The following is a 21,353-nucleotide window of genomic DNA, read 5'->3' on the forward strand; positions in this document are numbered from 1 at the left end:
CCATAGGGGGCTTGGTTCCAGCAGTTTATTTTCAATTAAAAAAATAAACGTATGGGTCTGTCCCGCCTGTTCCAGAAAGGTGCTTGTTTCTTGTTCTTTTTTTCTGGCAAAAGGAAATCCTTTTATCAAAGTCAGGATGCTTGCCAACGGGCCGTTTATCAAGGTATTCAAACGTTTCTTTGCTTTTCAGTGCATCATGGACGGTTTTTACGTTTTTTTCATGTTCTTTTTCGGCCTTTCGGATTACCGCAGAGAGTGGAGCTCCGGTCCCCCTGCTGATTTCATACATTACATGGAAAAGATCTGGGGAATGATGACCGTTCAATCCTTTGGTCACATGATAAATCAGTCCTTTGCCCTCATCGCTGGTACTCTGGATAACCTCGACGGGAAGCAGTCTTTCACCCGCCCGGCGGCATCAAAAACCTCTGGCTCCACCCGTTCGAGAATATCGCACCTGGCACACGCGAGAATTAATTGGATTTCCGAGCTACTCATTTCTCACGGCAAAGCTGGCATAAAAAAAAATACATGAATCTGGGATTATGCTTCATATATCTTTTCCAAAGGCGTTTGGGATCACTTACCAGCCTAAATACCCATTCCAACCCGGATTTCTGCATCCACCGAGGCGCATGCTTTTTCTGTCCACTAAAAAAATCAAATGCCGCTCCTACCCCGATCATTACACAAGTTAAAGAATTTTTATGGGCAACCATCCAGTTTTCCTGCTTAGGGCATCCAATGCCGACAAACAAAATTCTTGCTTCCGATGTATTTATTTCCTTAATATAATTTTGATCTTCATCCTTTGTCAGTTCTCGAAACGGAGGAGCAGCAAAAAATGAAATTTTAAGATCTGGAAAATTCTTTTTTAAAAAATTTTTAAAATCTGTAAGACTTTTGAGTGTACCGCCATAAAGGCCGATAGGAATACCGTTTATTTCAGCCATATTACAAACATGTAGAAGCAGATCGGAACCTCTTACCTGCAGAGCATTTTTATTACCAAGAAGCTTTTGAGCCCAGACGAGTGGCTTACCGTCAGGGACGACAAGATCAGCGTCGTTTACTTTCTTACAAAAATATGGATCATCATATGTCTCCATACACATATGAATATTGGATACACATATATACTTTCCAACTTTTAATTTAGACCAAAGCAAAATGTGATTTATAGTTTCAGAATATGAAGTTACATCAACGCTCATTTTTAGAATGTCACACTTTTTATTCATCATACTTGGCTTTCATTTACTTAATCCCTTGAAACGAGAAATCAATTTTTTATATATCATTATCAAATGTTCATAGTTTTCTTCTTCACCGAAATGTTTTTCAGCATACTTCCTTGACGCATCCCCCATCTGCTTCAATAGTTCTGGATTCTCCTCACACCACTGAAGTTTATTTTTCAAATCAAGCTCATCACCACTCTCAAATAACAATCCTGTTTTATTTTCAATGATCATATCAGGCAAACCGCCAATACGAGATGCTATAACTGGTGTAAAACAAAAATTAGCTTCTAATAATGTGATTGGAAACACCTCATGCCATTCAGAAGGAATAATAAGAGCTTTTGCTGCTGCAATCATATTGTTTTTTTTTGTACCACTGACAAAACCAACAAACTCAATGGATATGTCTGCTTCGTATTGTGAACGTAATTTTTCAGACAAGGGACCAGTTCCAGCGATTTTTAAAACAGATTCTGTCTCAAGTGCTTTAAATGCCTTAAACAAGGTCTCTATACCTTTTTCCCCTGAGAGTCTTCCTATAAAAAGGTAATAGTCACCCTTAGGTCTTTTTCCCATTAGGTTTACTATCGAGATTGGAAGAAAATTCCCCCTGATGTATAGACTATCAGGGTTAAAGATCTGACTGTGAACGGAATATCCAAAATGATTTAGAACTTGTAGTCCGCCACATCCTTTGTTGATCACCTGAGAAAATCGAACTAATCGAGCTGTTAACCAATACATAAAGGTTAAGATCCAGCTACTCTTATAACAATTATATTTCCTCCTTTTGATTACCAGGCGATTTCCAGGTGGTCTTACATCATCCTTATAAAGGAGGGCGTTAGCTGTAAGGTACCGGTAATTATGAATTGTCTGAAGGTAGGGAATATTTAGCTTATTAAAAAGAAAAAAAACAGAAGGGGACACAAGCGGCCAAATATTATGAATATGTACAATGTCAATCTTCTTTCCTGCAATATTTTTTTTTATTTTTTTAAGGATCTTTTCATTATACACAATTCTAGGAAGCAACAGCAATTTATCTGTAAATCTGTATTCTTTTATTTCTTTGCTATGAATAAAAAACGTGTACACTAAATGCCCTCTATCTTCGAGCATTTTTTTTTCATTTTCCACTACGGCATCCTCGCCTCCACGCACCTGGTAATAGTTGTGTATGATGAGAATGTTCATTCAATTAACCTTTGTATTCTTGTTTGAGTCCATTCGATATTCAAGCTTAGAGCCATGGGAACAATAAAATTTACATGCCACTTGTTGGTAATTTATTTTCAAAAACAAACTTTCCAAATTTTTTAGTCCAAATCTTGACTCAGATTCCTTGCGGATTTGTACTCCTGCAAATCGTCACATGAATTTAGGATATCCAAGAGCGCATTCCCATTTTCCCGGTCGACTGGATAACTTTTTTAATAACAATTAAATATTAAGGAATCAAGCAGTTACGTCAAGGTTAGGCATTGTCTGTTTTTAACGAAGGCCTTTCACTGTGCGCTCACCAGATAAAAATCTCAACATAAATTGCCCGAGACACTTGATTTTCCTTGGTTCTGTGCACCAAGAAAATGGGGTTAGAAGGCTGCTTTTACGGTATAACAAACTGTTTTTATATGTCTTATTTAGCAATTGCTATATTTCAACGTTTACGGATAATATGCCTACGCTAACCGGAAAAATGGGAATGCGCCCATATCCAATACCTATTTCTTAGAATTCAGGTAATAATGACTCATCGACTCCGTAACGCCACATCCCTCTTTTCGGATCGACAGCACCTATATACGAAATTGATTGACCCATGACAGGGATACCACCGAATTTCAGCATGTTCGTGGTGGGACTAAAGTTCATTTTTTCAGGATTTATAACAACCGAAACAAACTGAGACTGGAAATTGTTCCGCCATCTTAACTCTTTCTTCCGCTCAAAAAAATCGAGACGTTCCTCAAGGATCGCCAAATTATTGATTAACATAATTTCGGCATCCCGCTTAGATTTCCCACTTTTATTCCAACTCGCATACTTAATCGAATCACACTTGTAAAATGTATTATTATAAAACCATATGTCCCTGCCTGCTTTACAGCCATCCTCAGTGTCATTATAGCGAATAGCCTCATTCGCGTCGATTACAATATTGTTGTACACTTGGTACCCTGAAGAGGAGTTATCAATGTAATAACCAACGGATGGTCCTGTCCAGTTACCCTTCGCCGGTCCCCGAGCCCCCTTCCCGATGTTATAGCGCCAAATAGAGTTTGCTTTTCGCTTCAGTCCTGTTTGATGGTTAACATAAAAGAAACCCTGATCCGTTATCAATTGGCAAACATTTTCAATATAGTTATATTCCCAAATGTTATCTTTCGCATACTGGCCTACCCAAGCAGCATTACCTCCTTCAATTCCTGCACCGCCAAGATTGCGTAGAGTGCAGTGACGAACTAAATTCCCATTACCCCAGGAAAAAAGCCCGGCAGATCGCTTAGCCATCCAATTGATATCCTCAAAGAGACAATTTTCGACAAGAGCATTATTCCCACGAATAGTCATCCCACACCACCAACTTTTACTAAATCGACAGTTCTTCGAGACGAATCTATCACCCTTAACAAACACACCAGCCGTCCCATTTCCCGGCTCTCCCCAACAAGAAGCCAAGCTCTGCCCTCTCTTGTTTATAGAATCGACATTTGGGACATGGCGAAAAGGTGAAATATATTCGAACAGGCACTTCACGAAAGAAACGTCATCCCCCTCCACTAGTGCTGTTGCACCCTTGAAACGGATATTCTCAAGGCGAACCCTGTTGCCTGCTATTACTGCTCCATACAACCGGGTGCGTAATTCGTAATTACCGTTTTTACCACGTGGAGGAATTAGGATCACCTCCTTACCATCTGAATACCACTCACCTGGCACATCAAGAACCGCTTTTGCTCCGATGATATACCCGAGACCATTACCTCTACCGTATTTACCTAAAAAACCAGAAGATGCTTTTTCTGCATTGACACATATACTTCCCTGCTTATCTATGCCTTTAATAGGAAGCGTGATGGAGTACCAGCTAGAAAGATTAGTATTTTGATCTGTCTTGAAACCACCATGGATGCCTACGTAATATCCATCCGATAATTCTGGAAAATTCTGTTGTATGTCATGTATGCGGATAGTGCCATTCGCGCCGATAAAACTTTCTTTCCAATCCTCATTCGAAGTCATAGGAAATGTTTTATCCGGAAATCGTGCTGGCAGAAGATACTGCCCACCCATAAAAACATCATACACCGTAGTATTAATGGATTTCTTCAGGCAGGTGCGGCCATTTTCAACGCAGGGCAGCATATAGCCTGCTTCATCACTGCCGGTAATAACAACGCGGCCTTGCCCGATTAGTGTAACATTACTTTGATGTATATCTAAAAGCGTTTTATCATATAGTCCCGCCCACAGAAAAGGCACGACAATTAGATCCACCAAAATCTTTTGGTAATGCTGAACCGGTTGTTTCAACGAGCGGGATTATTGATAAAACGTTGTTGAACAGAGCCGGTGGTCAGGGCCGGTAACGAGTGTTTTCACTATGGGGTTTATATCGATTGCTGGCAGACTGTGCAAGGATAATTTGGTGTGATTTTGATGGTAAATGCTCAACGATTCGGTTTTGAACTGCTGCATATATTCTGCTCTACGGATATAGGCGGTACTTGTTTGTATTGTGCCGGGTTTTCGACGCACCTCATGGGTATGGCCTGAAGCCATTGCCTTTGCCACAAGTTGTTTTAGATCAAAGATTAGGGTCAAGAAGTATCCCAGGCAGCCACCTTTTTATTTGGGACAATATAGCCAATATATACCGGCAGCAACTCGTAAAGTCTTGTCAGGCGGCCTTTGCCACATTTGGGGCATGCTTTAATGTCAATGCCGGTCAGTCTGTGCATCATTTCTTCTACTGACTCATTTTCAGGATGTGCTGGCTCTTTGAACTTATCACCCGTCAATTTTCGGATCAGTTTTATGTTCACTGCTTTGTACCGGGGGGATAGAAAACCAAAGTGCCTGATTTTTTTAAACCCTCTGGGTAGCACATGAAGCAGGAACCGTCTGATGAACTCCACAGCATCAAGAGTCATCTCTTTTATGGCATCATTTTGAGCCCGGTCCTTCCAGGTGAACACAACTTTGCCGTCTTCAAAGGATTTGATACGGTAATTTGAAATGGCGACTCTATGGGTATACCTTCCTAAATATTCCAGGACTTTTTCAGGGCCGGAACAAGGGGCCTTGGCGTAACCGGACCATTTCTTTTTCCGGATAATTTTGATCAGGCGGTTGAAACCAGAACGGGTGCCGTACTTGGCCGTATTACCCGGGAACTTGAGATCCCCGTCCTGGTATAGTTGCTTGAGTCCTTTGATGTAGATGCCCTTGAACGCCTTTACTATGGAGGCTGTCTTGAATAGAAAATTCGTTTTGGATGGGGTCCATTGGGTTTTGTCTTCTGACAGCACACCGCCGGGAACAAGGCAGTGCAGATGAAAATGGTCCAGGATGGTCTGGTTCCATGTATGCAATACGGCAATAAAGCCAGCCTGCCCCTGGAGTCTCCATTGGGGATCGGTAGCAAATTGTTTAATGGTCTGATTTACCGAGGAGAACAGCAGGTCCAGCAACGGCTTCATATTACAGAGGATGATAGGATTCAGGTTGTGGGGCAGTGTGAACACCAAATGATAATAGGTGGCAGGCAATAGTTCTGACACCCGTTTATCTAACCATTTTTCCTTGGTCATGGTCTGGCATTTGGGGCAGTGCCGGTTCCTGCAGGAGTTGTAGGAGTTCTTTTGGAAATCGCAGTCAGGGCAAGCGTCTATATGGCCTCCTAAAGCAGCTGTTCGGCAGGTAATGATTTTATTCATGACCTTTATCTGTTCGTGTGAAGCTCCGAAAGTTTCCAAAAAGCGTTGCCCAGCGTGTCTGAAGATATCGGCAATGTCATGTTCGGGTCTGCTGCTTTTATTGCAGCATTCTCCGATCATTAAAGCACCACGTCAGCCGGGCTGACAACTTGGGATATGGCCTCATTGCTGATGTGAAGATACTTTGCCGTGGTTCTGATGGATTTATGACCGAGCATCTGCTGAAGTACATGTGTCCGGGTTCCCTGTTCGAGAAGGTGAGTCGCAAAGCAGTGACGAAGGGTATGTATGCCTTTGCCACGTTTTACACCGGCTTCTAACTTGGCCGTGTAATAAATTTTCTGAGCTGTCTCAACTGGCATCGGTTTTGATCTGGTTTTGCCGAAAAAGATCCATTCGTTCGGTTTAAAAAGCCGCCAGTAGTCTTCCAGAGTCTTTAGTAAGGTATCTGACAAGACTGTATACCGGTCTTTTCTGCCTTTACCTTGCTCTATCCGTATCATTTTGCGGGATCTTTCAATGTGTATCGGTTGGAGCTTTACAACTTCACTGACCCGCAATCCTGCGCTGTATGTGGCCAGAAGAAGGGCATAATGCTTGGGGTTGGTGCAGGCATTCAGTATTTGCGCCACTTCTTCCCGGCTCAGTGCCATGAAGATTTTCCTTTCCTGAGGCCGGGGCGGTATGGAAATCTTGGGCTCCCGTTTTAATACATGCCTGTAAAATCTCTTTATCCCTGAGAACTGTACATTGCAGCTACTCCAGGCCAGTTGTCGGTCTGCAATAATATAGTCGAGATAATCTTGGATCTGGGAATCGGTCAGTTGATCCGGTGCTTGCTTGTAGTGCGCGGCAAGCAATTTTACCGCATTCATATACGCCGCATTTGTTTTTGGCGAAAGCCGGTGAAGAGTCATGTGTCGATCAAATTGTTGGCGAAGTTGTGTCATCTTTTCCTCCTGAATTATGGGTGGATACTCAGGAGAATGATGGAATAAGACAGGGTAAATATAAAGGGATATTGTATAGTCGCGGCTGACTGGCCCATCAATGGGTAAGATGCCAGGTTGGCGTTTCTTTCCGCGGAGCGGTTTTGTTCAACTATCTGCTCGCGATAGATTCCTGAGCTAATAATACAAACATCACCATCTTTCATATTAATCAATGCCGATGCAATAGTTCTATATAGTTTATCAGGCCCAACAGCAAAAATTTCAGATGCATATGCTGAAAGAGTCGTGAGACTTAGGCTCATAAGAAACAATGAAATAGCCAATTTCTTTAACAAAAAATTCATGAACACACTATTAATCCACAAGTTCAGTTCTTTTGAGCATTAATTCGCTGTATATATTATTTGCTTTTTCAAGAAGGGTACTGTGCTGGTTAATCAGGCGATATTTAACCTTGTTTTTGAGAATGTCTCTACTTTTATTAGGGTATGCGACATGGGTGCTTCTAACATTATCAGACCCCGAGTCCTTCTTTTCCATTTCTATGACGATATTTTTTATTTCATCAACATCCCCCTTATTATCAAATCCAATTAAAGTCAAACCACATTTTTTACTGAAGCAATTAACGACTCCTTTAATATTATTGACAATATCATTAAAATCAAACAATAGTAGATTGTCACGATTTTTAAGGATAAAAGAATTAAATTTTATATAAAAATTAACCGCAAAGCGTTCGCTAACCCCCTCCCTGACAATAAATGAAGATATTGCTTCTATGGGCTCTCTAAAAACAATAAGTATTGGCACCCCTGTAAAAAGAGCATGTTTTACATGCCCGATTTCATGACGGTGCCTAGCAATACTCAAATTATTCTCGCTAAAATAATAAAAAGCCGCTACGCAAAAAGTATTCCCGCAGCGAGGATATCCTTCAATGATCAGGTTTGTTCCTTTATTTAAAAAAAGTTCTTTGTGTTTTGAAAGAGGTTTTATTAAATATTTAAAAAATAAAAAATTACTGGAAACTATTGTCTTCAATTGCCAATGGATCGATTTCAAATTAAACATTTTCATTTGCCTCAGTTTGTTAAGGATCTCAGAAAAATTCAACCACTATGGGGTGGAAGCCCATAGAATGCTATGGAGGCCGAAAGTCTCCCTCTCAGCTAAAACTGACTGAAAGGGGCAAGCTAAAGTTTGGGTGTTATGATTGAAAATCATTCAATCACAAAATTATCATCCTGATGATACGGATAATTTTCATGATGCTTCAAGTATACCTGGATCATGTCATCTATGTTCGAAGTTCTTTTAATATTTTCCGCTGGGTTACGGAACTTTGAAAAATAGTTCAAAGCCTTGAAGGTTCTGACAAAGCACGGCAGCTTTTATTCATCGCACGTCTTGTTTTCTAATTTCGCTTGATAAAATGCCAATAGATATAAAATAGATATTCCCATATAGGGATAAAGCCCATTTAAAATAGATGTGAATAAAACAAATGACAAAGCAAAAAAAGAGAAGTTAAGTCTTGTAATAAACCGGATAATTCCTACCACATAAAAAATAAAGCCAAGAAAGCCAAAGGCATAGAGGGCCTGCAACCAGTCGTTATGCATCCAGATTGACAACCCAAAAGAATTTTTATTTAGAATTCTTATAATTTCAGGAGAGAGCCCCCAGATCCACGATCCAGATATACGATTTTTCTCAAAAAAATATTCAGTAATTTGAGACCAAAAAATTGATCGTCCAGAAGTCAACTCCACCCAAGCAGGAGAGCTAAAATCAACATCAAACTCAATTAAGCTAAATGTCAACACCATTCTTTGAAGGAAAAAGATATCATCATAGTGAACCCACACAAAAAAAAAAATTCCAAAAGAACCCATTGACATAATGAGTATTAGCAACCCGCGAAAAGCAACCCGTTTCTTAAAATTAGAAGGTTCATCAACAAACCTTAAAATATAAATTATTAGATAAATTATACCCAATAGTGTGACCAAAAAAGCGGTCCTAGAGCCAACTAATAGGCCACAAAACATGATCATCAAAGCAAAAAAAGGTGCACCATTCGCCACCAAAATCATTCCTAAAAGAGCAGTAAAGTACCCAAAACCATGAGGCCAAATAAACCCCAAAATCATATTTTTATGTGCGTTGATGTTTGTGACAAAATAATATTCTCCCCACATAGCTGTAAAAAAATAACATAAAACGAATACAATTGAAGCGATTTTTAACTGTTTCAACGTCACGGGGTGTGAACTATTTTCCATCATTTTTTGGGGATTAATCAAAAAAAGTCCCAGAATAAACGAATAGAAAGAAAATGTTTCACCAGGATTCATTAATCCACCATGAAGATAGTAATAAAATAGAATAGTACTCAAGTATGAAATACCGATCAAAATCGGAATCAATTTTCCCCCAAAGTATTTCACAATAAGAAACGATAAAGGGATATAAAAGTACATACTTGGTAACGTAAAATGAAATGCCTGGTACAATAAAAAAGACAAAAACCTTTCCAGCAACAAAAGAAAAGACAAAATAAAAAAAATGTAGTCGGACCTAAAAACTCTTTTGGCCATCGGTCTTTCCTAACCTACGTCTGTGAAACAAAATAGAACCTACAGAAAAAAATTTAATTAATAAGAACCTGAAAACTCCGAAAATATATCTAAAGGCGTATTTATTCCGTAATTTAAATAGTTTAGTTTTCGCCAAGGGGCTAAGGCCTGTATTATAGACTATTTTACGATATAACATTGCGTTCATAACCACAATATCACTTTCCCTTTTAGACCACCCCGTAATCTTTGCTCGTAACTTCAAACGCTTTTCTACAATATCATTATGTCCTATATTTCTAACTATTTGCCCTGAAATTTCTTTGGTTGCATAAAGTTTTCTTTCGTTCTTTATCATTTTATTCCAAAGGTGATTATCCTCAAAACCATCAGAATTAGGATATCCTCCCATATCGCGAATTGTTTTTAATTTTGAAATTAAAAACGGATGAGGAAAATTTTTATTTTTCAAGATTGCTTGATTGATGTTTATAGGGAGAAACAATGGCCAAATAGTAAACGGTTGAAAGCGTTCATTGGTTATGAGTACTCTGCCAAAAAAAAGATCAATTGATTTGTTTTTCCGTGAATACTTATACATCGTTTTTAACCAATGCCTGTTGGCAACATCACCGGCATCAATTCTTGCTATATATTGACCAATAGCAGCATCAATTCCATTATTCAAAGCGTTTGAAATCCCAGAATTTTTAATTGAAGAAATTTTAATACGCTTATCCTGAAAAGCATAATTCTCCAACTCTCGAAGGGTTCCATCAATTGAGCCGTCATTCACGATTATATATTCGAAAGAGCCAAAACTTTGCTCGATCACTGAAGAGATTGTATTTGCAAGATTGCCCTCTTCATTGAAAACTGGCATTATTACTGAAAAATATGGCATCGATAAAACATCTCTAATAATTTGTAAGGCCAAATATTGTCAAACATCGAAAATAGTTATCGCTAAAAATAAACTCATTTGTAACACACCCTGACACAAGGTCAAGTTCCAGTATTCTGGGGGAAAAATTAGAAACGCTTCCATTTTTTACCGCAATCTGCTTTGCCATAGAACTAACGCTTTTACGTATTTTGGTAAAGCCGATATATGCCTTGTTTTTTTCTATCATTATTCCGCGCCCCCACCCAATCTGTGTTCTTCCGGTCAACTGTCGCAAATTCCAAGTTTTCATTTCTCGATTAGGTTTCACCAGAATAACAGTACCTTGAATCGTGGTAAAATAAACGCCATCATCCGTCACGATCCCATCGTGAGGTGCTCCATAAAGATTAAAATCCCATTTCTCACCGGTTTCTGGACAAATCGCATCTTTCTGTATAAAGCGTGTCACCCACCAACTATTTTCAAACCAAAAACAATGATTTGGATGAACAAAATGCGGTTTTGTAGAAGGTATTAACCGATAATCAATATCCGATGAAAAAATTTTAGATGAACCAGAAAGTGCTCCCACATCAAGAGTTCTAATCAGATTAAAATTATCATCTAAAAAGTGGATTAAATCTAATCCAGTATTAGCAACCGCGAATTCATACCCATTAAATGCTATACCATGAAGGTCATTATATCGATCAAAAGAGTGCTTTTGTTCAAATTCACCTGTATTTAAATCAAGCCGCAAAATCTGAGAAAAAGTAGTTACATAAATGCTGTTATCTACCACACAGGCTCCGGTTAAGCGAAGTCTATTTGGAGGCGCCAAACCTGTCGGATCCTTGTATATTATTTTTTCCGTGCATTGTAAGTTCTCATTATTCAATGAACAAAAACGAATCTCTCCTCTTATATCCCGATACTCTCTAGAGAACAACCGTCCACCGCCAATGCTACCAGAAATAAAAAATTGCATAACTCTCTCTTATATTTTAGAAACCACCCAAATATTTCAAAAAAACCATTCTCGCCCAATACAAAAAGGGTTCCTTAATCACCGTTATAAAAACACCTTATGTTGAATAAAACTACCGACCTCTCCCCATGAAAGGCAAAGTCCAAATTCCTAGTTTCCTCCAGGTTAGAAAAAAGGCTCCGAGATTTAACACGGCCATGGCAAATGATGTTGCTATCGTCGCGCCTAAAGCTCCAAGTAGTGGAATAAAAATTACGTTCAGTAGAATGGAAAGACTGCCAACGACTAACGTATTGTTGCGCATAAGTCGCTCATTTCCAGTCATGATCAACAGATATCCAACAGACCCGGTAGCAACATTCACAAACTGCCCAATAGATAAAATAATCAGAAAAACCCCGCCACCAGAAAAAGACTCCCCAAAAATACTCATTACAAAATTTGGAAAAATAACAAAAACAAGTAGAATAGGTGTTGCAAAAGCCGTCATCATTTTAGTCGACTTGCGTGCTATAACTGCCAAACCATCCATATCGCCAAGACAATACAAAGCGGAAAACTTTGGTGCCACAATACTGTTCACAGAAACTAAAATAAAATTAGTTAACATAGCCGTTCGAGATGCCACCCCAAACACACCAACCTCAGCTTTGGTACCCCAGATCCCTAAAAGAAGAATTGACGACCACTGCATCACCAAATACATTAATTGAATCCAAAGCAAAGGAGTACAACTATTCAGAATCTTTTTCCAAGAGTATGCAACAACACTTTCCTTGAATCCAGATACAGCTCTTCGCCAAAAAAAAAATCCACAAAGCAGTACAATAAAAGCTCCAATAGTGTAGATACTGGCAACACTTTCTACCCCTGAGTCATCACATAGTAAAAATAAGCCTGCGCAAGTTAATACCGGAAAAATTAAACCTTGGACTAACTGTGAATCTCGAATTTTCTTTACTCCTTTTAACGCCTCAGCAATCAACCAATATAAAGCAAGTGGCACCACAGCCAAAGCCATCAATCGTAAAGGCATCTCAAGTTCTGACTTGTGAAAAAGCTGCTGAGCCAGAATTGGTGCAAGAATAAAAAGCAACACTGAAATGAGAGTTGATACCGCAACGGAAATTAGCATTCCTTTTTGAAATACACCTTTCACACTCCCCCACTCGTTTTTAGCTGCATGCGCTGCGACAAATCGCAAGAATGTGTTTTCAAGTCCAAAACGGCCGATAGTAGCTGAAATAGTGACAATAGTAAGAGACAAAAAATAAATCCCCGCCCCTTCAGCTCCCACTATTCGTGCGAGCAAAACGTTGAAAGCAAAGGCAAACCCAGCAGAGAGAACCTTAATAATAAATGTGATTCCAGCCCCACGGACTACCTCAACCATATGCTCATCAAGATTATTATAAAATACAGTTTTTAGGGATGAGATCATAAAATAGGATTTGGGATCGGACCAGAACAACCTGTTAAATTATTAATAAAAGCTATCATTTAAACATCGTTTTTTAGCTTTAAAACAACCTTTTTACCCTCGAAAAAACCAATTTAAGAAAGGCTCTGTTCCCTTTAGATGTGAAAAACCAATCAAAGGTAGATGGATAAAGGATTTTCGAGGTTGATCATAGCTTCGGCCGCTTTGTGCCAATCTTTTAATTTATTTCAAAATAACGCTGTGATTACAAATAGTTGACCATACCCTATATCTGGCCACCATATATGTGACCCATCTTATGATCAAGCCCGGATTTGGGCTTGATCATAACATCGGCCATGAGGCTTAACTTACCAGTTTCACATTACTTTTCTGCCTTGCAGGCGAAGGCATTTTTTCAACAAGCCATTCGAACATGTTGATCGGCTTGCTTTCAAAAAATAGGCTTAGTCATAAAATGCGCTACCTATGTGGAGACCAGATATGGGGCACCACTAACCATCTGTAATCACAACGTTATTTTACAATCAATTAAAAGATTAGCACAACGTGGCTGAATTTATGATCACCCCCGATCTTTTTGTCAGGCTTTGATTGTACCATTCATAGGTGTCGGAAATGCCTTGGTGAAGCGGGATAGATGCATTCCAGCCCAAAGCATTGATTTGGGAAACATCCAAAAGTTTTTGAGGAGTGCCGTCGGGCTTGGATGCGTCAAATTCTAGAATGCCCTCATACCCCGTTACTGCCTGGATAAGCAGGGCCAGGTCTTTGATGGTGATATCCTTGCCGGCGCCGATGTTAAAAAGGAGCTTGCTTTTGTAAGTGCTTTCCCCGAGATCTTTATTCATTATAAAGCAGCAGCCTTTCGCCAGGTCATCCACGTGGAGAAATTCTCTTTTCGGAGAGCCTGTGCCCCAGATGGTCACTGAGGGCGTATTGGCGAGTTTGGCTTCATGAAATTTACGGATCAAGGCTGGCAGAACATGGGCGGTTTCTATATCAAAGTTGTCATTGGCGCCATATAGATTGGTCGGCATTACTGGAATAAATTTTGTTCCGTATTGACGATTATATGCCCAGCACATCTCTATACCGGCTATTTTGGCTACAGCGTATGGTGAATTTGTCGGCTCTAAAGGTCCCGTCATGAGATATTCTTCCTTCATGGGCTGGGGGCAATGTTTTGGGTAGATGCAGGACGAGGCCAAAAAAAGAAGTTTTTTTACATTATTCAGGTATGACTGGTGGATGACATTATTCATGATAATCAGGTTCTGGTGAATAAAATCGGCAGGATATCTGTTATTGGCCAGGATACCGCCCACTTTAGCTGCAGCTTGAAATACGTAATTCGGTTTATGTTTTTCAAACCAGGCAGCCACTGCCGTGGTATCCATCAGATCCAATTCTTTGCGGCCAGGCGTTAAAATATTGGTGTATCCTTGCTGATCAAGAAGCCTTTTTAACGCAGAACCCACCAGACCGGCTGCGCCGGCTATGAATATTTTATCTATTTTTTGCATTTGTAAAAATCTCCAGGCGTTTATTCATTATGATCATAAGTGTTAAACCCGTGAGTCTGGCAAAGATGATCCTTTTTAGCCCCTTCAAGGTCTTTTTGAACCATTTCAGAGACCATCTGTTCAAAGGAGATTTCGGGTTTCCACTTTAATTCTTCCATTGCTTTTGATGGATCTCCCAGCAGGGTTTCCACCTCTGTGGGGCGGAAATATTGGGGATCTACGGCAACAATTGTTTTTCCTGTTTTTGTATCTTGACCTGTTTCATTAATGCCGGTTCCCTGCCAGGAAATATTCAGATCCAGTTCTTTTGCTGCTGCATTGACAAAGTCCCGAACCGCATATTGTTTGCCTGTGGCTATCACAAAATCATCCGGGGCATCCTGCTGAAGCATGAGCCATTGCATGCGCACGTAATCTTTGGCATGGCCCCAGTCCCTTTTTGCATCCAGATTTCCAAGATAGAGGCAGTCCTGGAGCCCCAAGGAGATGCGGGCCAGGGCACGGGTAATCTTTCGGGTGACAAAGGTTTCGCCACGCAGGGGGGATTCATGGTTGAACAGAATGCCGTTGCAGGCATAGAAGCCGTAAGCTTCCCTGTAGTTTACTGTGACCCAGTAGGCATAGAGCTTAGCTGCTGCATAAGGGCTTCTGGGATAGAATGGAGTTTTTTCGGTCTGGGGTACTTCCTGGACTTTTCCGAAAAGCTCTGATGTGGAGGCCTGATAAAATCTGGACTTATTTTCAAGGCCTAAAAGGCGAATGCCTTCAAGCAGCCTCAGGGTGCCTAATGCATCCGTATCAGCCGTATATTCCGGGGATTCAAAGGAGACTGCCACATGGCTTTGCGCCGCCAGATTGTATACTTCATCCGGCTGAACCTGCTGTAGGATGCGGATTAAATTAGTAGAGTCGGTAAGGTCTCCATAATGAAGAAACAGATTACGATTCTCTTCATGGGGGTCCTGGTAAAGATGGTCAATGCGGTCAGTATTAAACAAAGATGCTCTTCTTTTAATACCGTGGACCTCATATCCTTTAGCAAGTAAGAACTCCGCCAGATAGGCGCCGTCCTGGCCGGTTATACCGGTTATTAGTGCTTTTTTCATAATTTATACACAGGGCCTGGCCCCGCTAACCTTTTGTTATTATAATTAATTTGTATTATAAAAATCCCGGTTTATCTCTTAAACCCCATTCTTTGAGGTCAAAAACAGCATTGTAAAGCATTTAGCCCGTATCCAGTGTTAAATCGAAGGTGATGAATTTTATACCAAAGTCGCTAAAAATATGCCGGCAGACCAATCAAGGGGGTTGAGGGTTGGGGTCGGACCAGACTAACCTATTGAATTATTAATGAAAGCCAATATTTTAATACCGTTTTTTAGCCTTAAAACGCCATTTTTACCCTCGAAAAGGGCAGTCTAAAGATTGGTATCCCAAGCGGGAACTTCGGGACGATAGTCAATTGCTGTCAATCGTTAGTTAGTGCAATTAGTTCTAATTTCTTAATTTTCGTGTTTTTTGGCAAGAAAATGAAAAAATCTTTTTGGTTTTGGCTTGTCCAGGTTTGATTTGTCTGATGTTACGAGAATTAAACGATCGTCATTCGACTAACAATAAGGATACTTCTTTCTTCAAATTCGGTAAATGTCTTACAATCGTTCCCCAAATGCTTACATCATCAATTTTATAATATCCGTGCATGACTCTGTTCCGCATATTAATGATCTGCCTTTTGGACGACATGTTTATCTTCTCATCCAGTTTATGTATCATAATTATTGTTAAATCTTGAAACGCCATCTTCTGCACTATATTAAAAAAAAAGGACCCGCCATGGGCTTATGCTTTCTGGTGGGGTGATTGCCCATTCGATGCAGCGCCTGGATAAAATCCGTAAATTGGTTGGTGGCCTCTTTGGTTCCGGGATTTTGGCTTATTTCGATCTTTTGGATGTTGCTGAAATCGACCGAACCGGAGAACGCGACGAGTTCCCGTTTTGCCTGTTCTGAAAGTTTCATGAAAACTCATTCCTAAGCTGAACCAACAGGTTCTGTTTATTGAAAAGGTCAAAATAGTCTTTAAGAAGTTCCCAGTCAACATTTTGTTGCTTCATCTTTTTGTACTTCAGAAGCAGACGCATATCCTGAAAATCGGCAGCGTGGCGCGACGGCTCATTGGCAATCGCTTGGACTTTGAGGCCGATAATATCTTCAGGAGAAAGTACTTTTACCGAATATTGGTCAAAAACCGTAAAACTTTGTACCCGGGTAAGCATCTCTCTGGAAAGGTGCCTGAACGCATGAATGATATCGATATGACCCAACGTTTTAATGCTGGAGGAATATTGTGAAATGTTTTCGGTTTTATAAATGCATGAATACATGGCAGAAGATAGAACCTTCTCAGCTTTTTCAAGATCATCGACCAGGATCAAGAAGTCAATATCTATGGTTGAACGGAGAATGCCCATGACACCAAGTGCAAATCCTCCAATAAGACCATATTGGATGCCTTCTTCTTCAAAAGGTTGAATGACCTGCTTAAAGACCAGTTCAAAATTCATAATTTCATAAAACGTTGAGATGCCTATGGGTCATTCTCTTATTTGCCGTTTACTCACCACAGCGCCTTTTTTACCCTCGAAAAAACCAGTTTACGGAACTATAATTATGCTGTGTTGTGTTTAAGAGACCAGTAATTGGTATCGCCAATTCCCATTTTAAAGGGAATGGACGCCTGCCATTTTAGTTCTTTTGTTCGAAAAACGTCCAGCAGTTTACGCGGGGTACCGCCGGGTTTGGTTTTATCAAAAAAAAGGTTCTCTTAAATCCGGTGCCCTTTTTGATGGTCAGATTCTGGTAAATAATTCTAAATACCTTGAGAATTCCATCTTCCGAGTTATCAAGGTTTTGCGGTAGTGAAAGTATGTACTTTGAGTCGCAACGAAGAAAAGGAATAAAAAGGTCAGAAAAACGGGGGGATTTATTTTTTTCCACATCCTTACCCTAAGTTTCGAGCTTATTTTTCAGGGTTCAAGAACTTGAAGTTTTTCCTTTAAGACGGGCAAATCTTTCTTGATGGTATTCCACAGCACATCATTATCAACGCCGAAATATTCATGGATAAGAATATTTACATTCCTTCCATCTGATACCAGGGAATATCTGCATACAAATCCTGAATTCCCTGAGGTACATTCGCAGCAGCTTCTCCTATTATTTCAAGATTTCTAACAACAGCATCAATTGTCTTCTAATCCTTCATCCAGCCATCGTAATTTAAATCCTTCACATAATGGAATATTCGCTCCAATGATTCGATGATGTCCTCAATTCGAAATTTCCAACTTCTATGCGACATGCACCGCATCCCTTAAAATATCATCTCGAAGTTGTTTTTTTAAGGCATTTTCTGTTACAAGATCGACCGGACGTCCAACAATAACTTCCAGATATTGTTTTAAATCAATGAATCCAAAAAGGCCTGGTGTGGTTTTAAATCTGATTAATATATCAATGTCACTGTCAGATTTTGCTGTGCCTTTTGATATAGAACCGAAAATTGACATTGACTCAACAGAAAATTTTTCTTTTATAATATCTTTATGAGCTTCAATTATTTTGATTAGATTACGGTCAATTTGGGGCATGATGTCTCCTCATGTAATTCTGGCTGACAGGATCTGACCCTTCTAACCATACAACACTTGCGGACATACGGGCGGGACGTCTGCGCTCCCGGATATAACAAAATGGACAAATTATTTAAGACCTGTTCTTTAATAGCCTAGTAACCTACCCTTACCATGCATTAATCATTTGTTTCCAGTAAATGCAATGGGATATCAACTATTTCATTGTTGGCTATCTTTTGAACTATGTTAAGTTCAAGATTAATCAATTTAGAAATATCCTCTTCTGACATGTTATTTTTTTTCATATTCTGGATGACTTTAAAATAGGATTCATATGTTCCTTTTTGCATACCTTTTTGCATGCCTTCCTGAATGCCTTTTTGCATACCTTTTTGTATGCCTTCCTGAATGCCTTCCTGAATGCCTTTTTCTCTTATATATTGGGCTAACATGGCGGTCTCCTCATTTTGAATGATGGTTTCATAAAGCTGTTGTTGTTCCTGGTCGCTTATCTCTGAATACACATCAATAAAATCCACATATTTGTCAAAAAGTCCTCTGGTGGTCAGTTGAAACAAGCCCTTATATGCCTGGCGGATGACCTCAATTCGATCTGCCTTTGCGTAATTCATTTTGGGCAAGAGAATTTTAACCACCGGATTCTCTAAATTGTAATAGTCCCGTGCGTTTAAGTCAAACAGCTTATGAAACACATATTCAAAATGAAGAAACAACCGGTCATTAATTTGTGTGTGAAGGTCGGTCTGTATGGATTTACGCCATTTTTTCCTGTCAGTGAACAATACTGCCGGAACGACAAGTACATCTGGGTAGGTTTCCATCATATCTGTGGTATAACGGAGCAACTTGTATATTGAAAATTTGGACTTGTCTTCTTGGAACTCCACCAGCCATAACATCAACTGCTGATTTTCAAAATGGGACAGTATCGGAAGATCAAGGGCCAGCCCCGCATCGGAGAGGTGATGTTTTTTGGGCTCTTGACGCGTAAAATCAATGGAAACAATTTTTCCCCAGTTTTGTTCCGCACAGGGGAACAGCCATTGAAGCGTTTCTCTGGGAAAGTCTTGAAATAAATTTTTAAAATTATGGTCGTGGTTTATCATCGGTTAATTGTACCAACCTAGGCTTTCAACAATTTTTCTAAAGCATAACAAGTATGAAAGTTCATTTTAAACGCTGTCTCAATTTTTGGTACGATGCGTTATCAGGAGATAGAACCAAGGCTTTTGTAACATAGGTCTTGGCCTCCTCAAATCGGGCAACACGTTCATAACATTGGGCAATGCGGTAAAGAAAATCCGGATTGTCTGGTTTCAGGTCAAAGGCGCGCTTCCAATCCAGGGCAGCCGTTTCATATTTTTGCTGGGCCCAACGCGTCCAAGCGCGGTTGCTAAACAACCATGGGTTTCCTTTTTGTGATTTTTCAAGCGCTTTGGTTGCTGTTTCTTCGGCCTCGGAGTATTTTCTCTGCCGTCTCAAGGCTTCAGAAAAAAGATAAAAATAGGAGCTGTTATCTTTATCAAGAACAGTGGCTTTCTGGGCCATAAGTTCCATTTGGTCCAAGTCCTGTTCCTGCTGTGCTATTTTTGCCAAAAGGTAATAGGCTTCGGCATTTTTATTCTTTGCGGTGAGGCGAAGCAAACGGGCTTCAGCCAGCGGGTAGTTCTTTAGATTCATCCAGGCCCGGGCAATGGCAAGGTCTATTTCAGGGGAATTTGATAATTTTTGCTCGATGCCGGTAGCAAAACGTATAAATTCCGGTAATTGTTCTTCGCATTTGAAAAAATAGTAGACGCTATTCAGTGCGGATACAAAATCGGTCGTGGTTTGTAACCCTTTCAAAAACCAAGAGTCACTCTCATCGATGTTGCCGGCAAGGTACTGCAATCTCCCCATATGGATATAATTGCGCCAGTTGTTGGTAAATGATCGAATATCTAAGCTCGCATGGTATTCAAAAGCCGCCTGATCATACGACCCGCTCTGGCTATAAATATCAGCCAGGGCCTGGTGGGCTTCCCGAGGGGAAATATCTTTTTCCAGGGCACTGTTCAAACCGGCCTCTGCCTGGCTCGTTAGGGTTTCGGACCAGAAATATTCCTTTTTAAGTTTTCCATAAACAGAAGGGAAGGTTTCAGTCATACGCCGGACCACACTGCCTAATTTTTCCTCATCTCCTCTAAAGGCCAGAAACATGGCATAGGAGTACAAAATGATAATACCATTGGGGCGAAGCTGGATGGCTTTCCGGTAAAGGGTGTCCGGATCGTAGGGGGGAAGCTTTTCGGGATAAAGGGTTGTGTAAATCATTTCAAGAGAGGTTTCGGTCTGGGCCTGACTAAAGGCAACTTCATAGGTGACCGGATCAATGCGTTCTGCCTGCTCAAGGTGGGCCCTGGCAGACAGGTAGGTATCAAATGCCTTGGGTAGATCGACCTCTTCGGCAGTCAAATATGCTTGTCCTATTTGGTTTAAGGTCTTACCGGCTGCAAGGTTGATGCGATATAGGTCCCAGGCGGCATAATATTGGCATAGCCAATCCGGAATAATGCTCTCAGATTTATAAAATGATGCCAGGGCCTGATCCCAGGCATTGTCCAAGGTATAGTCAATGCCCTGCTGATAAATGTATCTGGAATAAAGAAGTAGGCCTTGGGCTGTCAGCATGACAAACAGAACAATTACCAGAAGGATTTTAGCTAATTTTGCCAGGCTAATTATCATAATAGGAAGCGTAGTACTTTTTATAGTACTTGTTAATATCCTTTTTTTTTCATTTTGACCCGGTTCAGGACCGTGCCGATGAGGGCGGGGAAGAGCTACTTGATGAGGTTTGATTCTTTGGAAGTAAACGGATTTATAATCGTAAGCTTGTTTTCAAGAACAAACCGATCCTGCATGTCTTCTGTTATCAGGAACTCTGCATCACAATCAAGAGCGCTCGCAATAACGATACTGTCCCAGTAGAAAAAATTATGTTTTTCACGTATCTGTGATGCCTGAATCAATACATCTTCATATAATTCATAGACTATGTTCCTTTTATATAGGGATTTTATTAGTCTCTGAATGTCTTTTTCGGGAAATATCCCCTTTTTTATTAAATTCACACACATTTCATTAATGATC

Annotated in this window: 22 protein-coding genes; 1 reads left to right on the plus strand and 21 read right to left on the minus strand. The window is 40.1% G+C overall.

The genetic code is table 11. The annotated features are described in order from the left end of the window. Nucleotides 1-136 precede the first annotated feature (136 nt). Nucleotides 137-535: a hypothetical protein gene (locus EYB58_RS23380; RefSeq protein ID WP_163354664.1), complete on the plus strand. Its 399-nt coding sequence runs from the start codon at nt 137-139 to the stop codon at nt 533-535. Here EYB58_RS23380 and EYB58_RS20355 read toward each other — a convergent pair. The 21 genes from EYB58_RS20355 to EYB58_RS23645 form a co-directional block, all read right to left on the minus strand. Beyond that, a complete protein-coding gene (locus EYB58_RS20355; RefSeq protein ID WP_111960640.1) occupies nt 495-1,244 on the minus strand; it encodes a WecB/TagA/CpsF family glycosyltransferase in 750 nt (249 codons plus the stop codon). The genes EYB58_RS23380 and EYB58_RS20355 overlap by 41 nt on opposite strands. 9 nt (nt 1,245-1,253) lie before the next feature. After that, the gene (locus tag EYB58_RS20360) at nt 1,254-2,384 is read right to left on the minus strand and encodes a glycosyltransferase family 4 protein (RefSeq protein WP_163354662.1); all 1,131 of its coding nucleotides are present in this window, start codon (nt 2,382-2,384) and stop codon (nt 1,254-1,256) included. A gap of 591 nt (nt 2,385-2,975) precedes the next feature. Next, entirely contained in the window at nt 2,976-4,781 is a 1,806-nt protein-coding gene (locus EYB58_RS20365) for a right-handed parallel beta-helix repeat-containing protein (RefSeq protein WP_111960636.1), read from the minus strand. A 287-nt stretch (nt 4,782-5,068) separates the two neighbouring features. Next, nucleotides 5,069-6,307: an IS91 family transposase gene (locus EYB58_RS20370; protein WP_131072012.1), complete on the minus strand. Its 1,239-nt coding sequence runs from the start codon at nt 6,305-6,307 to the stop codon at nt 5,069-5,071. Further along, entirely contained in the window at nt 6,307-7,137 is an 831-nt protein-coding gene (locus EYB58_RS20375) for a tyrosine-type recombinase/integrase (protein WP_111960837.1), read from the minus strand. The genes EYB58_RS20370 and EYB58_RS20375 overlap by 1 nt, the downstream gene beginning before the upstream one ends. Nucleotides 7,138-7,494: 357 nt before the next feature. Next, nucleotides 7,495-8,214, minus strand: coding sequence for a hypothetical protein (locus EYB58_RS20380; protein ID WP_111960182.1), 720 nt, complete (start codon nt 8,212-8,214; stop codon nt 7,495-7,497). 320 nt (nt 8,215-8,534) lie between these two features. After that, nucleotides 8,535-9,500, minus strand: a complete 966-nt coding sequence (locus EYB58_RS20385; RefSeq protein ID WP_131072128.1) for a hypothetical protein — start codon at nt 9,498-9,500, stop codon at nt 8,535-8,537. 223 nt (nt 9,501-9,723) lie between these two features. Next, nucleotides 9,724-10,626 (minus strand): glycosyltransferase family 2 protein, encoded by a 903-nt coding sequence (locus EYB58_RS20390; protein WP_111960178.1) that lies wholly within the window; start codon nt 10,624-10,626, stop codon nt 9,724-9,726. A 13-nt stretch (nt 10,627-10,639) separates the two neighbouring features. Further along, nucleotides 10,640-11,596 (minus strand): hypothetical protein, encoded by a 957-nt coding sequence (locus tag EYB58_RS20395; protein WP_111960176.1) that lies wholly within the window; start codon nt 11,594-11,596, stop codon nt 10,640-10,642. Between the two features lie 112 nt (nt 11,597-11,708). Then, on the minus strand, nt 11,709-12,989 hold the full coding sequence (locus tag EYB58_RS20400) for a flippase (RefSeq protein WP_163354625.1): 1,281 nt from the start codon (nt 12,987-12,989) through the stop codon (nt 11,709-11,711). A gap of 587 nt (nt 12,990-13,576) precedes the next feature. Then, nucleotides 13,577-14,563 (minus strand): GDP-L-fucose synthase family protein, encoded by a 987-nt coding sequence (locus EYB58_RS20405; protein WP_111960172.1) that lies wholly within the window; start codon nt 14,561-14,563, stop codon nt 13,577-13,579. Nucleotides 14,564-14,583: 20 nt separating this feature from the next. Then, nucleotides 14,584-15,669 (minus strand): GDP-mannose 4,6-dehydratase, encoded by a 1,086-nt coding sequence (gene gmd / locus EYB58_RS20410; RefSeq protein ID WP_111960170.1) that lies wholly within the window; start codon nt 15,667-15,669, stop codon nt 14,584-14,586. A gap of 496 nt (nt 15,670-16,165) precedes the next feature. After that, a complete protein-coding gene (locus EYB58_RS24915) occupies nt 16,166-16,366 on the minus strand; it encodes a HepT-like ribonuclease domain-containing protein (RefSeq protein WP_111960186.1) in 201 nt (66 codons plus the stop codon). 8 nt (nt 16,367-16,374) lie between these two features. Continuing rightward, nucleotides 16,375-16,584 (minus strand): hypothetical protein, encoded by a 210-nt coding sequence (locus tag EYB58_RS20420; protein WP_111960168.1) that lies wholly within the window; start codon nt 16,582-16,584, stop codon nt 16,375-16,377. Beyond that, on the minus strand, nt 16,581-17,129 hold the full coding sequence (locus tag EYB58_RS20425) for a nucleotidyl transferase AbiEii/AbiGii toxin family protein (RefSeq protein WP_111960166.1): 549 nt from the start codon (nt 17,127-17,129) through the stop codon (nt 16,581-16,583). The genes EYB58_RS20420 and EYB58_RS20425 overlap by 4 nt, the downstream gene beginning before the upstream one ends. A gap of 462 nt (nt 17,130-17,591) precedes the next feature. Next, entirely contained in the window at nt 17,592-17,660 is a 69-nt protein-coding gene (locus EYB58_RS24615) for a hypothetical protein (RefSeq protein WP_249037241.1), read from the minus strand. Between the two features lie 38 nt (nt 17,661-17,698). Continuing rightward, nucleotides 17,699-17,812 carry a HepT-like ribonuclease domain-containing protein gene (locus EYB58_RS24620; RefSeq protein WP_341273399.1) on the minus strand — a complete coding sequence of 38 codons (114 nt, stop codon included), beginning with the start codon at nt 17,810-17,812 and terminating at the stop codon, nt 17,699-17,701. A 103-nt stretch (nt 17,813-17,915) separates the two neighbouring features. Then, the gene (locus EYB58_RS20435) at nt 17,916-18,215 is read right to left on the minus strand and encodes a nucleotidyltransferase family protein (RefSeq protein ID WP_111960162.1); all 300 of its coding nucleotides are present in this window, start codon (nt 18,213-18,215) and stop codon (nt 17,916-17,918) included. Nucleotides 18,216-18,376: 161 nt separating this feature from the next. After that, nucleotides 18,377-19,327, minus strand: a complete 951-nt coding sequence (locus EYB58_RS20440; protein WP_111960160.1) for an RpnC/YadD family protein — start codon at nt 19,325-19,327, stop codon at nt 18,377-18,379. Between the two features lie 61 nt (nt 19,328-19,388). Beyond that, nucleotides 19,389-20,948, minus strand: a complete 1,560-nt coding sequence (locus EYB58_RS20445) for a tetratricopeptide repeat protein (RefSeq protein WP_111960158.1) — start codon at nt 20,946-20,948, stop codon at nt 19,389-19,391. A gap of 95 nt (nt 20,949-21,043) precedes the next feature. Then, nucleotides 21,044-21,334 carry a PIN domain-containing protein gene (locus tag EYB58_RS23645; RefSeq protein WP_170134433.1) on the minus strand — a complete coding sequence of 97 codons (291 nt, stop codon included), beginning with the start codon at nt 21,332-21,334 and terminating at the stop codon, nt 21,044-21,046. Nucleotides 21,335-21,353: the final 19 nt, after the last annotated feature.

This window comes from Desulfobacter hydrogenophilus (assembly GCF_004319545.1).
GTDB classification, from domain to species: domain Bacteria; phylum Desulfobacterota; class Desulfobacteria; order Desulfobacterales; family Desulfobacteraceae; genus Desulfobacter; species Desulfobacter hydrogenophilus.

Coding starts and splice junctions, on each gene's coding strand:
- EYB58_RS23380 (WP_163354664.1), top strand. CDS start 137: ATGCTTGCCAACGGGCCGTTTATCAAGGTATTCAAACGTTTCTTTGCT.
- EYB58_RS20355 (WP_111960640.1), bottom strand. CDS start 1,244: ATGATGAATAAAAAGTGTGACATTCTAAAAATGAGCGTTGATGTAACT.
- EYB58_RS20370 (WP_131072012.1), bottom strand. CDS start 6,307: ATGATCGGAGAATGCTGCAATAAAAGCAGCAGACCCGAACATGACATT.
- EYB58_RS20375 (WP_111960837.1), bottom strand. CDS start 7,137: ATGACACAACTTCGCCAACAATTTGATCGACACATGACTCTTCACCGG.
- EYB58_RS20380 (WP_111960182.1), bottom strand. CDS start 8,214: ATGTTTAATTTGAAATCGATCCATTGGCAATTGAAGACAATAGTTTCC.
- EYB58_RS20385 (WP_131072128.1), bottom strand. CDS start 9,500: ATGAATCCTGGTGAAACATTTTCTTTCTATTCGTTTATTCTGGGACTT.
- EYB58_RS20390 (WP_111960178.1), bottom strand. CDS start 10,626: ATGCCATATTTTTCAGTAATAATGCCAGTTTTCAATGAAGAGGGCAAT.
- EYB58_RS20395 (WP_111960176.1), bottom strand. CDS start 11,596: ATGCAATTTTTTATTTCTGGTAGCATTGGCGGTGGACGGTTGTTCTCT.
- EYB58_RS20400 (WP_163354625.1), bottom strand. CDS start 12,989: ATGGTTGAGGTAGTCCGTGGGGCTGGAATCACATTTATTATTAAGGTT.
- EYB58_RS20405 (WP_111960172.1), bottom strand. CDS start 14,563: ATGCAAAAAATAGATAAAATATTCATAGCCGGCGCAGCCGGTCTGGTG.
- gmd (WP_111960170.1), bottom strand. CDS start 15,669: ATGAAAAAAGCACTAATAACCGGTATAACCGGCCAGGACGGCGCCTAT.
- EYB58_RS24915 (WP_111960186.1), bottom strand. CDS start 16,366: ATGGCGTTTCAAGATTTAACAATAATTATGATACATAAACTGGATGAG.
- EYB58_RS20420 (WP_111960168.1), bottom strand. CDS start 16,584: ATGAAACTTTCAGAACAGGCAAAACGGGAACTCGTCGCGTTCTCCGGT.
- EYB58_RS20425 (WP_111960166.1), bottom strand. CDS start 17,129: ATGAATTTTGAACTGGTCTTTAAGCAGGTCATTCAACCTTTTGAAGAA.
- EYB58_RS20435 (WP_111960162.1), bottom strand. CDS start 18,215: ATGCCCCAAATTGACCGTAATCTAATCAAAATAATTGAAGCTCATAAA.
- EYB58_RS20440 (WP_111960160.1), bottom strand. CDS start 19,327: ATGATAAACCACGACCATAATTTTAAAAATTTATTTCAAGACTTTCCC.
- EYB58_RS20445 (WP_111960158.1), bottom strand. CDS start 20,948: ATGATAATTAGCCTGGCAAAATTAGCTAAAATCCTTCTGGTAATTGTT.